The organism is Streptomyces sp. 12E (assembly GCF_055633275.1).
This window is the reverse complement of sequence record NZ_JBVNCJ010000001.1, coordinates 64,290-81,503: the sequence shown is the minus strand read 5'-3', so window position 1 is coordinate 81,503 and position 17,214 is coordinate 64,290. Positions and strand designations below refer to the sequence as shown.

The 17,214-nt window shown below is 67.8% G+C and carries 16 protein-coding genes and 1 pseudogene; 10 read left to right on the top strand and 7 right to left on the bottom strand.

Features of this window, described 5'->3' with window-relative positions; translation table 11 throughout:
• The first annotated feature begins 90 nt into the window (after window positions 1–90).
• The gene (locus ACZ8ZB_RS00445; protein ID WP_470735724.1) at window positions 91–1,149 is read left to right on the top strand and encodes a tyrosine-type recombinase/integrase; all 1,059 of its coding nucleotides are present in this window, start codon (window positions 91–93) and stop codon (window positions 1,147–1,149) included.
• A gap of 439 nt (window positions 1,150–1,588) precedes the next feature.
• Here the strand turns inward: ACZ8ZB_RS00445 and istB are convergent, their stop codons facing one another.
• Entirely contained in the window at window positions 1,589–2,362 is a 774-nt protein-coding gene (istB, locus tag ACZ8ZB_RS00440; RefSeq protein WP_470735723.1) for an IS21-like element helper ATPase IstB, read from the bottom strand.
• A complete protein-coding gene (gene istA / locus ACZ8ZB_RS00435; RefSeq protein ID WP_470735722.1) occupies window positions 2,359–3,957 on the bottom strand; it encodes an IS21 family transposase in 1,599 nt (532 codons plus the stop codon). The genes istB and istA overlap by 4 nt, the downstream gene beginning before the upstream one ends.
• A gap of 281 nt (window positions 3,958–4,238) precedes the next feature.
• Here istA and ACZ8ZB_RS00430 point away from each other — a divergent pair, with 281 nt between their 5' ends.
• The 6 genes from ACZ8ZB_RS00430 to ACZ8ZB_RS00405 all read left to right on the top strand — a co-directional run bounded on the left by ACZ8ZB_RS00430 (window position 4,239) and on the right by ACZ8ZB_RS00405 (window position 9,475).
• The gene (locus ACZ8ZB_RS00430; RefSeq protein WP_470735721.1) at window positions 4,239–4,823 is read left to right on the top strand and encodes an ArsR/SmtB family transcription factor; all 585 of its coding nucleotides are present in this window, start codon (window positions 4,239–4,241) and stop codon (window positions 4,821–4,823) included.
• Window positions 4,824–4,837: 14 nt separating this feature from the next.
• Complete coding sequence (locus tag ACZ8ZB_RS00425; protein ID WP_352375624.1) at window positions 4,838–5,026, top strand: hypothetical protein; 189 nt, start codon at window positions 4,838–4,840, stop codon at window positions 5,024–5,026.
• Window positions 5,027–5,202: 176 nt separating this feature from the next.
• Window positions 5,203–7,095, top strand: coding sequence for a tyrosine-type recombinase/integrase (locus ACZ8ZB_RS00420; protein WP_470735720.1), 1,893 nt, complete (start codon window positions 5,203–5,205; stop codon window positions 7,093–7,095).
• 1 nt (window position 7,096) lies between these two features.
• Entirely contained in the window at window positions 7,097–7,585 is a 489-nt protein-coding gene (locus ACZ8ZB_RS00415; RefSeq protein WP_470735719.1) for a protein-tyrosine phosphatase family protein, read from the top strand.
• Window positions 7,582–8,229: a hypothetical protein gene (locus ACZ8ZB_RS00410; RefSeq protein ID WP_470735718.1), complete on the top strand. Its 648-nt coding sequence runs from the start codon at window positions 7,582–7,584 to the stop codon at window positions 8,227–8,229. The genes ACZ8ZB_RS00415 and ACZ8ZB_RS00410 overlap by 4 nt, the downstream gene beginning before the upstream one ends.
• Window positions 8,230–8,264: 35 nt before the next feature.
• Window positions 8,265–9,475, top strand: a protein-coding gene (locus tag ACZ8ZB_RS00405; protein WP_470735717.1) for an IS3 family transposase whose coding sequence is annotated in 2 segments (ribosomal slippage) — window positions 8,265–8,511 and window positions 8,511–9,475 — 1,212 coding nt in all. Because the reading frame shifts where the segments join, the coding sequence is not laid out codon by codon here.
• A 29-nt stretch (window positions 9,476–9,504) separates the two neighbouring features.
• On the opposite strand, the gene ACZ8ZB_RS00400 is transcribed toward ACZ8ZB_RS00405, so the two are convergent.
• A complete protein-coding gene (locus tag ACZ8ZB_RS00400) occupies window positions 9,505–9,834 on the bottom strand; it encodes an ankyrin repeat domain-containing protein (RefSeq protein WP_470735716.1) in 330 nt (109 codons plus the stop codon).
• Between the two features lie 75 nt (window positions 9,835–9,909).
• The gene (locus ACZ8ZB_RS00395) at window positions 9,910–10,803 is read right to left on the bottom strand and encodes a hypothetical protein (protein ID WP_470735715.1); all 894 of its coding nucleotides are present in this window, start codon (window positions 10,801–10,803) and stop codon (window positions 9,910–9,912) included.
• Window positions 10,804–11,177: 374 nt separating this feature from the next.
• On the opposite strand from ACZ8ZB_RS00395, the gene ACZ8ZB_RS00390 reads away from it, so the two are divergent.
• Window positions 11,178–11,369, top strand: a complete 192-nt coding sequence (locus ACZ8ZB_RS00390; protein WP_470735714.1) for a hypothetical protein — start codon at window positions 11,178–11,180, stop codon at window positions 11,367–11,369.
• Between the two features lie 127 nt (window positions 11,370–11,496).
• Here ACZ8ZB_RS00390 and ACZ8ZB_RS00385 read toward each other — a convergent pair whose 3' ends face one another.
• The 3 genes and pseudogenes from ACZ8ZB_RS00385 to ACZ8ZB_RS00375 form a co-directional block, all read right to left on the bottom strand.
• Window positions 11,497–11,631 (bottom strand): hypothetical protein, encoded by a 135-nt coding sequence (locus tag ACZ8ZB_RS00385; protein ID WP_470735713.1) that lies wholly within the window; start codon window positions 11,629–11,631, stop codon window positions 11,497–11,499.
• 432 nt (window positions 11,632–12,063) lie between these two features.
• Window positions 12,064–12,348, bottom strand: a pseudogene (locus tag ACZ8ZB_RS00380) (transposase); the annotation flags it as partial.
• 31 nt (window positions 12,349–12,379) lie between these two features.
• Window positions 12,380–13,617, bottom strand: a protein-coding gene (locus tag ACZ8ZB_RS00375) for an IS3 family transposase (protein ID WP_470735712.1) whose coding sequence is annotated in 2 segments (ribosomal slippage) — window positions 12,380–13,285 and window positions 13,288–13,617 — 1,236 coding nt in all. Because the reading frame shifts where the segments join, the coding sequence is not laid out codon by codon here.
• A 1,558-nt stretch (window positions 13,618–15,175) separates the two neighbouring features.
• On the opposite strand from ACZ8ZB_RS00375, the gene ACZ8ZB_RS00370 reads away from it, so the two are divergent.
• Window positions 15,176–16,066, top strand: coding sequence for an ISL3 family transposase (locus tag ACZ8ZB_RS00370; RefSeq protein ID WP_470735711.1), 891 nt, complete (start codon window positions 15,176–15,178; stop codon window positions 16,064–16,066).
• A 66-nt stretch (window positions 16,067–16,132) separates the two neighbouring features.
• Window positions 16,133–17,202, top strand: a protein-coding gene (locus ACZ8ZB_RS00365) for an IS630 family transposase (protein WP_470735661.1) whose coding sequence is annotated in 2 segments (ribosomal slippage) — window positions 16,133–16,579 and window positions 16,582–17,202 — 1,068 coding nt in all. Because the reading frame shifts where the segments join, the coding sequence is not laid out codon by codon here.
• Window positions 17,203–17,214: the final 12 nt, after the last annotated feature.

The window sequence follows — 17,214 nt, the reverse complement described above, 5'->3', positions numbered from 1 at the left end:
TTCAGCATTTTAAAAGTTACGTGGAATCTGCCGGGGTGATCATGTCTCCCTGGTGCAACCACGGACTTGGGAGATCGCTTGAGCGCCACGATGGTGCTGACGGAGAAGTGGCCGGTGTTCGCCCGGCACGAGCAGGCAACGGCATGGCTGTCAGTCTGGACGGATCTCGGACGTGCACCACGCACGATCGACGCCTACGGTCGCGGACTGGCCGAGTACCTGGTGATGTGCGAACGAGAGGACATCGACCCGGTCGCCGCGAATCGGTCCCACGTCGCCCTCTACGTACGGGAGTTGACCTCGCGGCCCCACCGTCGCGGTGCGAACGTGATCTCGATCGATTCGGGGTCGGGACTGGCTAACGCCACGATCCAGCAGCGCCTGGTGCCGGTCCGTCTGTTCTACGACTTCCTGATAGAAGAGGGACTGCGGAAGTCCAACCCCGTCGGCCGGGGCCGTTACACCCCCGGTCGACGGGCCGGCGGCCAGCAGCGCGGCCTGGTGCCGCGGCTGACGAAGCTGCCATGGATCCCGGGTGAACAGGAGTGGCTGCACATCCTGGAGGTGGCCCAGCGGGAGCCGATCCGCAACCGCGTGATGCTTGCCCTGGCCTATGATTCCGCGCTGCGGCGCGAGGAGTTGTGCTCGCTGCGGACTGATGATCTGAATCCGGCTCACCGCACGTTGCGGGTGCGCGCGGAAACGACGAAGAACCGACTGGAACGGGTGGTGCCGTACTCGGCGTCGACCGGCGTGCTGATGTCGGCCTATCTCGCCCACCGGGCCACGGTCAGCCGGGCGAGAGGTCCGCTGTTCCTGTCGGAGTCGCGGCGCAACTACGCACAGCCACTGAGCCTGTGGACGTGGTCGAAGGTGGTACAGCGGATCGCCGTGACGGCCGGAGTCCCGCAGTTCTCCACGCACACCACCCGGCATTTGTGTCTGACCGATCTCGCCCGGATGGGCTGGGAGTTGCACGCGATCGCATCCTTTGCCGACCACCGTCACACCGACTCCACGCTTCAGTACATCCATCTGTCCGGCCGGGACCTGGCCGACAAGCTCGCCCGCGGCATGGAGCACATCCACGCGTGGCGAATACAGGCGCTCACCTCCCCGAACGGCACGTCGCCGGAGGTGGCACGGTGAGTACATCTCGACTGGCCCTGCCTGCGGAGAACCGGCCCGAACGCTGGTCCTGGCCAATCATCCCGGACCACTACGACACTGCTGTCGAGATCCGGCCCGCCGAGGCGCTGGCAGTGAGCGAACTCGGGGTGCGGAATCTGCGCCGGCTCAAGGACCACGATCCGTCCGCTGCCGGCTGGCGGGTGATCCGCCGTTTGGTAGTCCCGCTGGAGGCGGTCAACGCCGCTCTGGACTCACCACCCACCCCGCACCGCCGACGCGCCATGCTCGACGTGATCGCTGTGCTGCTGACACGTTGCGCGGAGATCGGCCGATCCTTTTGGGGATGGACCCCGCAAGAGTGGACCCATCTGCTCGGCCGCAACCAGAGTTGTGGACGTTCACGTATTTCCCCGGATCTGAGTTCACGTAATTCCCCAGCCCCGGGTGCCGATGGCGCCTACTTGACTGACGGCTTGGCGGGCTTGTCGGTGGGGTTCTTGGGGCGCTTGTTCGGGCGGTAGCTGGGGCCGTTCATGATGACCTGGTGGCTGGTGTTGATGAGCCGGTCGAGGAGGGATTCGGCGACGACGGGGTTGGGGAAGAGCGGATACCAGTCGCTGGGCGCCCGGTTGCTGGTGATGATCAGGGACCGCCCTTGCCGCTCGCTGACGAGTTCGTAGAGGTCGTCGGCCTGGGTTGCGGTGAGCTGGCGCATGGCGAAGTCGTCGAGGATGAGCACGTCGGGCCGTACCAGTTCACGGATCCGTTTCTCCCAGGTGCGGTCCGCGTGGCCGCCGGCGAGTTCGGCGAGGATCCGGCTGGTCTTGGCGAAGCGGACGTGGGCGCCCTGGCGGACGGCGAGGTGTCCCAGCGCCTGGGCGATGTGGGTCTTGCCGACCCCGACGGGGCCGAACAGGATGACGGACTCGCCCGCGTGGAGCCAGCGCAGGGCGCCGAGGTCGCGGATCTGGGCTGCGGGCAGTTTCGAGGAGGCGGTGAAGTCGAACTCCTCCAGGGTGACCTGCTGCTCGAACTTCGCCCGCTGGAGCCTGCGTTGGAAAGCGACGGTCTCGCGGCGGGTGATCTCGTCCTGGCAGAGGACCTGAAGGAAGTCGAGGTGGCCAAGCTCGCCGCCGTGGGTCTGGGCGAGGCGGGCATCGAGGGTCTCCAGCATCCCGGACAGCCGCAGGGACTTGAGTGACTCGCGCAGGGCGGTGTCCATTACGCTCATCGCGTTGCCACCTCGTCTTCGCCGTGGGCCTGGTCGTCGCGGGTGTCCTCTGGGGCGTTCGGGGGTGCGACGGAGCCGAACAGTCCCTGCGGGCCGTGGAGGAAGGCCGCGGCGCCGGCATCTCCGCTGGTCTCGGGCTCGGGGTCAGTCTCGGTGCCGGCGACGAGGACGCCCTTGATGGTGCGGTAGGACGGGTCGCCGACCGTGATCGCTCTCGCGCAGGCGGCTTCCAGGCGGGTGTCGCCGTACTTCTTGCGCAGTCCGAGAACGCCCTGGGCGGCGCGGAGCCGGTAGAGCGCGTTGACCTCCAGGAGCTGGTCGACGACCTCGCGGCAGGCGGCGCCGACCTCGGACGCCTGGGTGCGGCACCAGATGGGGGTCTTCATCTGGAAGGCGATCTTCTCCGGTGGGTAGTCGCTCTTGTCGGTGCGTTTTCCCTGTTCAAGGGCGGCGTGGGTCTTGACCAGGTTGCCGTCCAGGAAGACCTGCACCATCGTGGCGGTGGAGCGGACGTCGACCTTGCGGCCGATCAGTTTCCAGGGCACGGAGTAGAGGGTGCGGCCGACCTTGATGTGGATGTCCGGGCCGACGGTGGCCGTCGACCAGCGGGCCAGGGTGAACGGGGTGGGTGGCAGCGGCAGCAGGGCGGCGGCCTCGACGGCGCCGAACACGGCCATCGGGGCCGCCCCGCCCAGCGGCCGGCACTGCCGGCGTCCGGCGACCTGCTGGCTCCAGGTGACGGCTTCGGTCTGCATGTGCTCGATCGAGGTGAACTCCCGCCCACGCCAGAACGAGTCGCGGACATAGGGCATGGGCCGCTCCACCCTGGGCTTGTCTTTTGGTTTCAGGGCTCTCGCCGGGTCCACCAACGCGCCGTAGTGGGTGGCGAGTTCGGCATACGCTTTGTTGATTTTGGGGTCGCAGAGGTCGGGCTTGTCGACGCCGGTCTTCAGGTTGTCGGGCACCAGCCGGCGCGGGACGCCGTCGAAGTAGCGGAAGGCTGCGACGTGTGCCTCGGTCCATGCGTGCTGGTCCAGGTTCAGGACCGGGCGGACGAACATGTGCCGTGAGCAGGGCAGCACCATCACGAACGCCCAGACGCGGTGCCGTTTTCCGGTACGGGGGTTGGTCCACTGGCCCAGGAAGCCGTAGTCGATCTGGGCTTCCTCGCCCGGCTCGATCTCGTCGCGCAGGACGGTGACCTGCGAGCGGCCCACCTCGTCGGGCAGCGTGGCGTGGACCCAGCGGCGGAATGAGGAGATCGATACCTTCAGTTTGTGCTCGTCCCGCAGCCGCTGGTGGATCGTGGAGACCGTCACCGTTCCGAGCAAGTCCTTGATGTAGTCGCGGTGTTGGTCGATGTCGGACCAGGTGACCTGCCGCAGTCTCCTGTCGACGAGGCCGGGGAACCACCCCTCGATCAGCCCGGCCCAGTCGGCCTCGGTCATCGGCGGGCCACCCGGGGTGATCCCGGACGCCTCCGCCGGCGCCAGGTACTTCCTGACTGTCTTGCGGTCCACCCCCAGCGACGCGGCCAGCGCGCTCTTCGAGCGGCCCGCGTACCAGTGGACGTAGATTTCGGTGATGTCGACCACGACGAACGTTCTCCTTGCCATCCGGGCTGCCCATCGGCGTTCGGGACCCACTGGGCGAGGGTCATCCGCAGCTCCGCGATGACCAGGTCCCTCGATCCCGAACTCCGCCGTACTCATGGCCAATCAGGAGGATTCAGAATAGAGATCGCATATCTATCAAACCGCCCCATATGCTGAAAATCTGGTGACTGCGACGCCGCCCTGCAGGGCGCAGCTATTCCAAAGAATCCGATGCAAAGATTGCATTGCAAGCATTCCTTTGCATCGCTATCTTTGTAGGCATGAAGGAGCCCCAGGACTCGCACGTCCGCAATCTCGATGCCCGATCCCTGCGCGGGCTCGCACACCCACTGCGCATGCAACTGCTGGACGCCCTGCGCTTCGGTGGCCCCGCCACCGCGTCCCAACTCGCCGAAAAGCTGGGCGAGTCAAGCGGTGCGACCAGCTACCACCTGCGGCAGCTCGCCGTTCACGGCTTCATCGAGGACGCCCCCGAGCACGGCAAGGGCCGGGAGCGGTGGTGGAAGGCGGTCCACAAGGGCCTGCGCTTCGACGACGCACTGCTCACGGACACCAGCCCGGACGTGCGCGGGGCCGCCGACATGTATCTCCACGAGGTCGCCACCACCCAGACCCGGGACCTGTCGACCTGGCTCGGCAACCGTCAGACATGGCCAGAGGAATGGAACCGTACCTGGGACATGAGCAGCGCGACACTGCGGCTGACGCCCGAACTGACCCAGGAACTCGTCGAGAAGATGCACGCGCTCGTCGACACCTACCGTGACCGGGCCGCCGGCGGGGACGACGCCAACACCGCCCAGGTACGCATCCACACGCACGCGTTTCCCCTCACCACGGAATGAAAGGCCACAGTCCGATGCGTCCCGAGATCCACCTTGCCCTGCACCATGTCCGCGCCGCTGAACTCCGTGCCGAAGCTGACGCGTACCGTCTCGCCGCAGCGGCCAGGCGCCCCCGGGACCTCCGTACCCGTCTCGGCTGGGCCCTCGTGGAAGTCGGCCTGCGGCTGGCTGCCACCCCCAAGCCGGCAGCCGCCATTCCCTAGTGCCGTTCGCGACCGCCGTCCCCGTGGGGAAACATGACCGCGAGGATGGGGAATTGGTTGACGCCGAACCCACCTGAGGTGGGGAATTACATGACCGTCGACACGAGTTCCACCAGCATGCCCCCGACTGGGTCAACGACGAGGTCCGCCCCTATCTCGCCGCGCACGCCTACCTGTTGGGCTCCTTCAACGAATTCCACCGACTCGGCAGCTTCCAGCGACTCACCCTGTCCTGGTGGATCTTCGGACGGGGCCTGGTGAGCAGCGAGATCACCCGCATCCGCGCGGTCCTCGCGTCCTGGGGCTATCAACTGGGGCGGGACGACGACACGCTGCTGTCGATGGTCGTCTGCCAGCTGCTTCTCCTCAACCGGAGCCCGCATCTGGAGGATCTCGACACCACGCTGTTCGATCGGGTCCGGCGCGAGAAGATGCTGGCAGGCTCACAGCACTACACGCTGCACGTCACGCAGCGGGCGGTTGCCGAACTCGGGTTCTGTGATCCTCCGCAGCCCATCACCGGCCGCCAGTCGGCACGGGCGACCGGCGGCGCGAAGACGTGGGAACAGTGGGTCGATCGCTGGTACGCCACCTCTACGCTCACCTCGGGCGTCCGCGGCGCCATGCGTTCCGCCCTCCTCAGGGTGGGCCGCTGGATCGCCGCGGAACAGTCCGACGTTGCTGACCCGACAGACTGGACGCGGCAGACCTGCGCGACCTGGATCGCCGCGGTGGACCGGATGAGGGTCGGTGACTACGTTCAGCGGACGGCGGGCCTGGGGGACCGTCTCGGCAAGCCGCTCGAAGCGGCGACCAAGGCTGGGCAGATCACCGCGCTGCGGACCTTCTTCAGGGACTGCCAGGAATGGGAGTGGCTGCCCCGCAGCTTCGACCCACTGCGCGCACTGGCGATCCCTCGCAGCATCACAGCCCTCCTCGGCCCCGACCCGCGGGTGATCGCTGATGAGGTCTGGGCGAAGCTTCTGTGGGCGGGCTTGAACCTGGAAGCCGCGGATCTCCCACAGTCCCAGGCCGGGCAGTTCTACCCCTTCGAATTGGTCCGCGCGGTCACTCTGACTTGGTTGTTCTCCGGTCAACGCAGCAACGAGATCGCCCGATTGAGGGTGGGCTGCATCCGCTGGCAGCACGACGGCACCCCCATCACCGGTGACTCACAGCAGGTCCTGGCCCGCGACACGGTCTGCCTCCTCGACGTCCCGCCTCACAAAACCGGCACCGCCTTCAGCAAGCCCGTCGACCCGATCCTCGGCCAAGCCGTCGACGCCTGGCAGGCCGTCCGTCCCGACCAACCGAAGTTCACCGACCCCCGCACCGGCGAGCGCGTCGACCTGCTGTTCGCCATCCGGGCCCGCCGCGTCTCCACCCACTACATCAACAACACGATCATCCCGATGCTCTGCCGAAAAGCCGGCGTCCCCGCCGCCGACATTCGCGGCAACATCACCAGCCATCGCGCCCGGTCCACCATCGCGAGCCAGCTCTACAACGCCAAGGAACCGATGACGCTGTTCGAACTGCAAGCCTGGCTCGGACACCGATCACCGCAATCCACCCAGTACTACGCAAAGATCACACCGAACGCCCTGTCCAAGGCATACTCCGAAGCGGGCTACTTCGAGCGGAACGTCCGCGCGATCGAGGTCCTGGTCGACCGTGACGCGGTCGCCTCCGGGGCCGCAGCCACCGGCGAACCATGGCAGTACTACGATCTCGGTCACGGGCTGTGCTCCGACACGTTCTTCGAACAGTGCCAGCACCGGATGGCCTGCGCCCGCTGCGATTTCTACACGCCCAAGGAATCGACGAGAACCCAGCTCGTCGAAGCCAAGGCCAACTTGCAGCGCATGCTCGTGAGCATTCCGCTCACCGACGAGGAACGCGCCGCCGTTGACGACGGCCAGAGTGCACTCGATCGCCTCCTTGAGCGCCTCGCCGAAGTGGCCACGCCGGCCGGCCCGACCCCGAACGAACTCCGCGCCGAACCCGGCCGGCTCCTGCCGCTGGCCGTGCACTCAGCACCCGACCCCACCGACCGAAAGCACTGCTGACATGCAACCAAACCTGTTCACCATCGACTTCCCCGGCCCCGGACGGGTGAGCACCATGGCCCGGCCTCGTGGCGGCGACTGGCTCGAAGACGAGATGACCGCGCTGAGACGCTCTGGCGTCGACATCTTGGTCTGTGCACTCACCAGGCCCGAACTCCACGATCTCGGCCTCGCCGAGGAGCCGCAGGCAGCTGCCGCGGCCGGGCTGCGGTTCGTGGCCGTCCCCATCACAGACCGCACCGTCCCCGAGCTCGCCACGGTCCTTCCCACCCTGGACACGCTCGCCGAACAACTCCGCGAAGGCGCACATATCGTCACCCACTGCCGAGCCGGCATCGGACGCTCGTCCCTCCTTGCTGCCGCACTCCTCATTCTCAGCGGCATCGGCCCTGACATCTCCTGGAACCTGATCGAACGCGCTCGCGGGCTCGCCGTCCCCGACACCGCTGAGCAGCGCGAGTGGACGATGCAACTGCGCAAAGCTCCATGACCTTGACAATTCAGATTCCACATAATCAGTCGGTTGATGTTGTCCTCGACGGCACCGGAGTTGTGGGGCAGGGACAGTCCGTTGCGGACGGCGTCGAAGTCGCGGCGGAGGTTGCGGGCGAAGCCCGCAAGCGGAGCCAGGCTGTCTCGTTCGACGTCGATGATCCAGTCTTCGAGGCGGTCGCCGTGGCGGCCGGTCATCATCGCGGCGAACTTCCTGACGTGAAGGGTGAGCCGGTCGAGTTCCAGATCGCGTTCACGCAGCCGGTGCAGCTTGTCGGCGTTCTCGTCCCGCAGGTGCTCGGGGTGGGTCATGATCCAGGAGGTGACCTCGCGGACCGACGGAGGCTTGGGTCCCGGGTCGGGTGCGTGTCCGCGTCCGGTCCGGTAGCACCGCAGGTGGCGCTGGACGGCCAACTCGCCTCCCGGATAGCCGAGCTCTTGGATCTCCCGGTAGAGCTGAGCGGCGTTTCGGATGCCTTCGTTCCAGCGCCGGTGCAGGTGGCCGACGTATGGGTCGACGATATGCGCCCGCTGCAGGCTCTTGGCGACGACGTCATCGGCGGAGCGAGCACTCACCAGCTTGCGGACGGTCGCCTGGTGCAGTCCGAGTTTGAGGCTGATCCTTTGGAGTGGACACCCTGACAATGGATCTTGATGGTTCAGGGAGGGATGTCCAGATGGGACGCAAGTCTCCGTATCCGGAGGAGTTCAGGAAGGACGCGGTAGCGCTCTACCGTGCCGCGGCCGGGAAGCGGACGTACGCGGCGGTGGCTGCGGATCTCGGTATCACCGCGGAGTCGCTTCGGACGTGGGTGCGCAAGGACGAGGCCCAGGCCGTGCCCGAGGGCCGCGACGGCAGCGGGAGCGCGGCCGAGGAGCTGGCCCGGTTGCGAGCGGAGAACGCCCGGCTGCTCAGGGCCGAGCAGGAGTGGCACCTGGAGCGCGAGATCCTGCGCAGGGCTGCTGCCTATTTCGCCCGGGAGGTGAAGTGAGACCCTACCGCTGGGACTTCATCTCCGACAACCGCGTCGACTTCGGCGTCAAGCGGATCTGCCGTGTGCTTGGAGCGTCCCGAGCCGGCTACTGCCGGCACCTGGCCACTGAACAGGCCCGCGCCGAGCGCCGGGCCGAGGAGAAGCGGACCGTGAGCGAGGTTCGTGCCATCCACGCCGAGCACCAGGGCGCCTACGGCGCCCCGCGCGTCCATGCCGAGCTGCGGGCGAGAGGACGCAGGATCAACCGCAAGCGCGTCACCCGGTTGATGCGGGTCAACCACATCGTCGGGCGGCACCTGCGGAAGAAGAAGCGGACGACGATTGCGGACAGGACCGCGCCGCCCGCGCCGGACCTGGTGATGCGCGACTTCACCGCGGACACGCTGGACATCAGGTGGTGCGGCGACATCACTTACATAGCCGTCGGCGCGAAGTGGCTCTACCTCGCCACGGTGATCGACAGCTGCTCGAGGAAGGTGGTGGGCTGGTCGATCGCCGACCACATGCGCACCTTGCTGGTCACCGACGCGATCGAAATGGCTGTGGCCGCCCGCGGCGGCCGGGTCCACGGCGTCGTTTTCCACACCGACAGAGACGCCCAGTACAGCGCGGCCGCCTTCGCCGAGGTCTGCCGCCGGCACGGCATCCGCCGCAGCATGGGCCGGGTCGGCTCGAGCTATGACAATGCCCTCGCCGAGTCGTTCTTCCAGGGCCTCAAAAGCGAATTGCTCCATGGCCGCCGCTGGACCTCGAAGGCCCAGACCCGGCTGGAGCTGTTCCGCTGGCTGTCGTACTACAACCGGCGCCGTCGACACTCCGCGCTCGGCTACCTCACACCAGCCGAGTTCGAACAGCAACTGATCACGTCACGTACGCTGTCACTCGTCGCATGAAACCCGGTGTCCACTCCCGGGGATCAACCTCAACCGGCGCTTGGCCCACTGACGTGGGCCCGCAGCAGGTTCACCGCCAGGTGGTGACCGTAATGATCGGCCATGTCCAGGGGAGTACGACCGTCTGGATCTGCAAGCTCCGGGTCAGCCCCAAAGGCCAGCAGCACCGCAGTGGTATGCACAGCCAACGGCTGGCCGCTTTGGAGCGAGCCATCAGCCTCGACGTCGATGGCATGCGTCAGCAGCGTCATGTTGCTGAAGACCTCATCGGGGTCGGCACCATCGGCCAGCAACCAGGCCAGGGTCTCCACATCCTCGTGCTCCACCGCGTGATGGACAGGCGTCCAGTAGTCGCTCACCACGGCATTCAACCGCCACCGCAACGCGTCTGCCAGCAACTATCTACACCGGCAACCACCAATTGAGATGACGTCTTACCCGACAGTCACCGGCCGCAGCGGTGATCTCCGGCTGCCGGGCGCGAACCCGCATGAAGCGGCGTGCTTCCAGGGGGCGGCCGCCGCTTCGTCGTGCCCCCGCCCTCCGGCGCTGCTGACCGACGCCACGTGCACACCATGGGGCTGGGCGGGCGGCTCGGCCCCGCGGGCCATCCGGACAACGCCGCGATGCCGCACGGCACCGTTCTCGACTGCCGCTCCGGCGAACAGCGGCTTCAGCAGCACGCCGACTTGTGACTGCCGCCCCTGACCAGCGCCGCCCCGAGGGCGTACGGCGGCGTGAGGTCCGATGTCCTGGACCAGACCGACCGCGTACTGCTTGCCCAGGGCGAAGAGGCTGGGGCCGCCGACGAGGACAGCCCGCTGCAGAACGTGTCGGCGATGATGGGTCCGCCCCGCCGGTCCACGGCCGAAGACGACCCCGAGTTGGCGGCAGCCGCCCTCGCAGACAGCGGAACTCTCGCCTTGCACCTGTAGCGGCTGCTCTCTGCGTGGCCCGCCGTTCCTGGCGCTGGCCGGCCTCGTGACTGTGCTGCATGGCGGGTCCGGTGCGCGGCACAACAGCTGCGCGACCGTTACGGCAGTCCCCTGGTCCCGGCGGTGGTGTCGTCCAGACTGTTGGTCGTAGGGGCCGGTGCGCAGGCCGGTCTCGGCGCCGTCGTTGGTGACGAACACCCCGCCGTGCTGGAAGGGTTTCCTCGTCCCCGGGGTGACGTTGAGGTACGGGTCGAGTTTCTGCATCACGACGCGTAGAGCGCAATTCTGGAGCAGTATGCCCAGGCTGGAGGCGGTAAGCCGCTTACCGAGCGAGGAGGTGACGCCTCGGGGGGAGGCTTGCGGTGCGAGACCTTCAACCTTCGCTCTGGTCACGCCCGCTGTTCGTGTCTCGGCGACACCCCGGGGGGCTTGCGGTGCGAGGTCTTCAGCCTTCGCCCTGGTCACGCCTGCTGTTCGCGTCTCGGCGCCGCTGAGCCGGCGGCTCACAGCCACTGTTCGTACGTCCCGGACGCGCAGGCCAAAACGTCGCTGTTTCCTTACCCGGCGGTCACCCGTTCGGCGGACCGGGGTTGTCCAGAGCGGCACACAGATCATCTACAGGCATCGTACTCTTCTCGGCATCAGCGAGCCCTTCGACATGACGAAGGGAGACCCGCAGGAGGCTCTTGCTTGGCGGCTGGCCTCTTTCAGGTCTCCCTCTCGTCTGCCGTGGGGTCACCCACCCGATTGCGAGAAGAGCGGAACCCATGACATCCATCGACCGTACCCGGACGGAACCTGAAACGAAGCGTCTTCTCCGCTGGATCACAGCCGTCACGAGTTTACTGTCTGTTGCTACGGTGGCCCTCTTGGTGCTCATCGGCCAAGTCGAGGCGGCGGTTGTCGTCGCGGTCGCCGGCGGCACCGCTGCCAACGTGACGGTGAACATCCGCCGGTGAACCCCTGACCGGAACGTCTTGCAGCCCCGACCGGTCAGGACGGGACCACCGAGGCCGGCAAAACCGGCCGCACCACGCCCGTACCGTCTCCGTCCCGGGCCAGACGGTCTGCCAGAAGACGGACGGCTCAGGTCCGCGTCTGCCGGATCTCGAGGACCTTCAACTGCTTCTCGCCGGGCAGGGCGCCCAGGAACCGGGCGGCACCGTAGGCGGCCTGCTTGGCCTCGACGGCCTGCTCGGCCGTGGCTGCGACGAACGGCACCCACGCCGCAGTGCACCACGGCTCTTTACCGCCGGGGAAGCTGTGGAGACATCCGTGATCGAAGCACCACACGTATGCACACGGAGGTGAACTGGCCATGTCGAACACTTCTGGTGTCCGGCGCGGATGGTCACGGCCGGCGCCGCCCGGTTCAGCGCGGACGCCCGTCCTGATGGTGTCGGCGGGGTGTGACATCCAGTACCGCCCACCACCTGGTCAGCTGGTCGTTGCCCACCATGCAGGCAGGTGTTGAGCTCTCAGCTGGGGTGCCCCTGCGGCCGGATGTGGCTCAGGACATCGCGCAGTGCCTCCTCCAGCACCTTGACGCGGTCGGTGCCGGCGCTCTGCTCGCTCGCCGCGTCCCGGGGCAGGGGATCGGCGACGAAGCTTGCCCCTGCCCTGCACGACGTGGACTAGGCGGTTTCGTTTGGATCATCGGGTGGACCAGAGGAAGATGCCTGCGATGTGGAGTCCGGCCAAGTAGATGGTGGCGGTCTTCTCGTAGCGGGTGGCGATGCCGCGCCACTGCTTGAGGCGGTTGATGCACCGTTCGACGGTGTTGCGTTGCTTGTATGCCTCCCGGTCGAAGGCCGGTGGTCTGCCGCCGGCCTGTCCGCGCCGTTTCCGGTTGGCCTGCTGGTCGGCCCGTTCCGGGATCACCGCGCGGATGCCGCGTTTGCGCAGGTGGCCACGGATCTCGCGGGAGGAGTAGGGCCTTGCCCCCGGAAGGTGGACACCATTCGTGTCGTTATGCGACAAGTGTCAGAGTAGCTGACTGCTGCTCGTAAGCGATCGGTGCCCGCTGCCCGAGGCGTGAGTGCCTGCGGCGGGTGTTGTAGCGGGTGGTCCAGCGGAAGACGGCCAGGCGGCAGACACGGACCCCGTTGAAGCGGCGGGCGCCACGAAGCGTTTCGCGTTTGAGGGCCGCGTTGAACGACTCGGCGAGGGCATTGTCCGCGCTCGTGCCCACCGCGCCCATGGACTGGGTCACTCCCAACTCGGCGCAGAATGACGCGAATTCACGAGACTTGTACTGCGCCCCATGATCGCTGTGGAAGATGGCGCCGGCCAGGCCGCCGCGGACCCGGGCGGCTGTCCGGAGCGCATCGGTGACCAGCTCGGTGCGCATGTGATCGGCGATCGACCAGCCCACCAGACGACGCGGGAAGCAGTCGATCACCGTCGCCAGATACAGGAACTCACCGTCGCCCACCGGCAGATAGGTGATATCGCCGACGTACTTGAGGTTCGGCTCACTCGCGGTGAAGTCGCGCCGCAGCAGGTCCGGCACCGGGGCGGCGGACGGTTCGGGCACCGTGGTGACCTGGCGCCTGCGCAGCCGCAGACCGGCGATGCCGTACTTGCGCATCACCCGCCCGACGCGCTTGTGGTTCACGCGCTCGCCGTCGTCGCGCAGCTCGGCGGTGATCCGGGGGCGACCGTAGGTGCCGTCCCACTCGGCGTGCACGGCCCGGATCCGCTCGGCGAGCGCGGCGTCGGCCCGTTCGCGTGCGGCGCGGGCCGCGCGGCCCGTCCGCCACTTGTAGAAGCTGGAGCGGGCCACCTCCAGCACCTGGCACAACCGCTTCACGCCGAAGGCGCGGTGGTGGTCTTCGATGAACTGGAAGCGGTTGATCACCAGGTCATCTCTTGTGCGAAAAACTTCGTCGCCTTGCGGAGAATGTCCCGTTCCGTGGCGAGCCGGTGCATCTCCTTGCGCGCTGCCGCCAGCTCCCGGCGCAGGGCCCCGTTCTCGGCCTGAAGTTCTTCGGCCGTCGGCGGGGAATCCACCGTGTTCTTCTCCGTGCTTGTGCTCGTCGTGCTGCCCCCGCCGTGGCGGGCCCGTTCGGCCCGCACCCAGTTGCGCAGCGTCTCCCGGCTGATCCCCAGATCCTTGCCGATGCCCTCGAAGGTGTGGCTCGGATCTGACAGGTACAGCGCGACTGCGTCCGCCTTGAACTCGGGCGAGTAGACCTTCATCACCATAAAAGATGCCTCCTGCCCGGCCCCTGCCGGGGCCGGTATCAGAGGTGTCCACCACTCGGGGACAGGTCCCGGGTCCGGTGACGTGGACGATCTGCTGGGCGCAGGCGTCCAGGGTGTAGGCGGTGCGCATGTGGGCGGCATCGGGCAGCAGGGTCGGCCACAGGGAGCGCAGGCCGCCTTCCAGCGGTGGGCAGTCGGCTCCGGCGAGGAGCACGCAGACGGCGGTGAGGGGAAGGTGGGAGGTGCCGGTAGCGGCCGGCACGGTCAGGGCGGTGGCGGACAGCACGGCGCTCAGGTGGCAGGGCGCTATCAGGCCGCATATGTCGGCCAGGTGTCCCAGTAGCGGCAGTCCGGCGGCGGGGGCGATGCCGTACAGGGCGGCCAGCAGGCCCGCGGTGGCCAGGGAGTGCCCGTCGGATCGGGCGGCGAGGATCAGGGCGACGGGCACCATTCCCAGCGGGAGGCGGCCGATGACCGAGGCGGCCAGCAGCCGGGCACAGTGCCGGTGGCGCAGCACCGCACGGAAGGACGGTGGGGCGCCCGGGGCGGCATCGGCGGGCGGCGGCACTGCCGGAGTGGGGGCGGGCGTGTCAGGAGTGCGGGGGTGGGGTGGATGCCCCGCCCGCACGGCGGGTGTGTCAGGGGGAACTCATGCCGTGCGGGCGGTGCCAGCGGCGCAGGGATGAGCCGCTGCGGCACAAAGCCCAACAGCACCTGCGCCTTCGCTTCAACGCCCCGTCCCCGCCTGCGGTCGGCCTCAGGTGCAGGGTGTCGGCCTCTGGTGCGGCCGGCTGCCGGGCTGTTCCGCCGTGCGGGGGGTGGGTGTTGGGCGGGGGACGCGTGCGGTCGTATCGCGGCGACGTGGTGGACCGGGCTCTGGTCTGGTCAGCCCGCGAGTCCGGCCAGGCCGTCCTGGTGCACCCAGCCCCTTGGTGCCCTTGGCCAGGCCGGAGGTGGAGCACCCGGGTGAGCTGGGTGTGGTCCCAGGTGCCCCGGGATGTGCCCTGGGCGGTCACGCCCCCGCGCCAGGGCCTGCCGGGGAAGGGCGGGCGCGGCAAAGGCGGCGCGCGGCTTTGTCCACGAGTTTGGGCTCTGGCTCAACTTCTGTGACGTGACCCCGTGAGCCGGGTTGTCGTGAACGTTCGGGGATATGCGAGATGGGAACCAGCCGAAGGGGACAGGAGGACCTCATGCAAGGTGGCATGACGCCTCTGAGGAATCGCTACCTCGCTGCGTGTTTTATCGTCGTCATGTATCTGATGGTTGGCGCCCTGTTGGCCGGCTTGCTCGCTGCGGCGCTCTCGCCCAGCGGCGTGTGGGCAGGAGCGGCAGCTCTCATGGGCGGGGCTCTTGGGGTCGGCTTCGGTGCGTGGCGTCTCCGACGGACGCCCGAGGATGAACGCGCCGACGACCACATCTACTAGGCATAGGGCCGTCGTTGAACGTGCGTCCGCGTCACACAGCTCGTGCCAGAACCAAATCGGCTCTGTCCGCAGTTTCGTGAATCCCCAGGTCAGCGAAGTGAGCGAGGGATCGTTTCGGCAGAGTATGTCCCGGCATGGTGAGCAAGACGGTCGAGGCTGTGCTGTTTCCCGGGATCGATGTGCGAGTGGAGCGCGTCAGCGACTCCTCCGATGTCCTGGTGGTGGAGGCGGTGTCCACCGCTCGCCCGGGCCGGTGCCCGGACTGCCGGAAACAGGCGAGGCGCACGCACAGCTCGTATCAACGCGACCTGAACGAAAGGCCGTTGGGCTCTCACCGGGTCATAGTCCGGCTGCGCGTCCACCGATACTTCTGTGACCGGAAGAGCTGTTCCCGCAAGACGTTCGTCGAGCAGGTCCCGGGCCTGTCCGAGCGGCACCGTCGCTCCAGCACCGGGCTGACAGGCTGGCTGCGGTCGATCGCGATTGAGCTTGGCGGACGTCCGGCCGCGCGGTTGTGCCGCCGACTGCGGCTGGTCGCGGGCCGTACCCGGCTGCTCAGGCTGCTGACGGCGCCGACGGTGCCGGACCGCGCGCCGGACCGCGCGCCGCGGGTGCTGGGGGTGGACGAGTTCGCCTTCCGCAAGGGCTGCACCTACGGCACCGTGCTGGTCGACGTCGAGGCCGGCCGGGTCGTGGACGTGCTGCCCGACCGCACCTCGGAGACGTTCGCGGCTTGGCTCACCGCTCATCCCGGCGCCGAGATCATCTGCCGGGACCGGGCCACCGCCTACACCAAGGCAGTCAAGGAAGCCGCCCCTCACGCCCTCGAAGTGGCCGACCGATGGCACCTGTTGCAGAACCTGTCCGCCGCGGTGGAGAAGACCTGTCACCAGCACCGCGACTGCCTGCGCAAACGTGCCGAGGAGGAGACGGTGACCGAGGTGCCCGAGCCGCCCCCGATGCTGTTACCGCCTGCGGAACTGCCCCGCACCCAGATCATCGAACGCACCCGCCACCGCTACTGAACTTGATTGGGTGATGTCGGTGCTGTTCGCCTGACAGCCGGCCGTCAGTACCGGTAGCCCTGGGGTGTGAGATATGCGCAAGGCGGTGGTCTGACCGACGCGGGGAGGGCCGCAAGGGAACGGGTACGGCAGCAGGCCGTGGAGCGTTTTCAGGTGGGACAGAAGAACGCGGAGGTTGCTGACGCGCTGCGGGTGAGCGAGCGGTCAGTGGAGCGGTGGCGCCGGGCATGGCGCGAACTTGGGGAGGCCGGGGTCCTGTCAAAGGGCTCCCCGGGGCGGTCCCGGCTCAATGATGCACAAATCGCGCGGCTGGAAAGTGAGTTGGAGCGTGGTCCGCTGGCCCATGGCTGGGCAGACCAACGGTGGACGCTCGCGCGGATCAAGACGCTGATCAGCCGGCTGTTCCACGTTTCCTACACGGTTGAGGGCACCTGGCGGCTGATGAAGCGGCACGGCTGGAGCTGGCAGCAGCCCGCCCGGCGGGCAATTGAACGGGACGACTCAGCGGTCGAGGTGTGGAAGAAGGAGACCTGGCCGCGGGTAAGAGCATCGCGGCGGAGCGCGGGGCCTGGATCGTTTTCGAGGACGAAGCCGGCCAGTCGATGACTCCGCCGCGCGCCAGGACCTGGGGCCGGATCGGCCGGACGCCCGTCGTTCGGGTCAGGAGGCGGGGCTCGGGACGGGTGTCGATGGCAGGCATGGCCTGCTACAAGCCGGGTCAGCGGTCCCGGCTCATTTACGCGATCCGCGAGTACCAGGGCCGCAAGGATGAGCCGAAGGGCTTCGGTTGGCGGGACTTCCGCGACCTGGTCGTCCGCGCCCGCATCCAGCTCGGCGGCCCAATCGTGCTGGTCTGGGACAACGTCCGCCTCCACCTGACCGCAGGCATGAAGGAGTTCATCGACGCAAACGCCGAGTGGCTGACTGTGTTCCAGCTGCCGGCCTACGCTCCCGATCTGAATCCGCAGGAAGGCATCTGGTCGCTGGTCAAGCGCGACATCGGTAACCTCGCCGCCGCCGACCTCGGCCAGATCACCCGGGCGGTGAAACACCGACTCAAGCAGATCCAGTACCGCCCGCAGCTGGTCGACGGTTGCCTCGCCGGCACCGGCCTGAGCTTCGATCCGGCCCGCTGACGGATGCGGTGG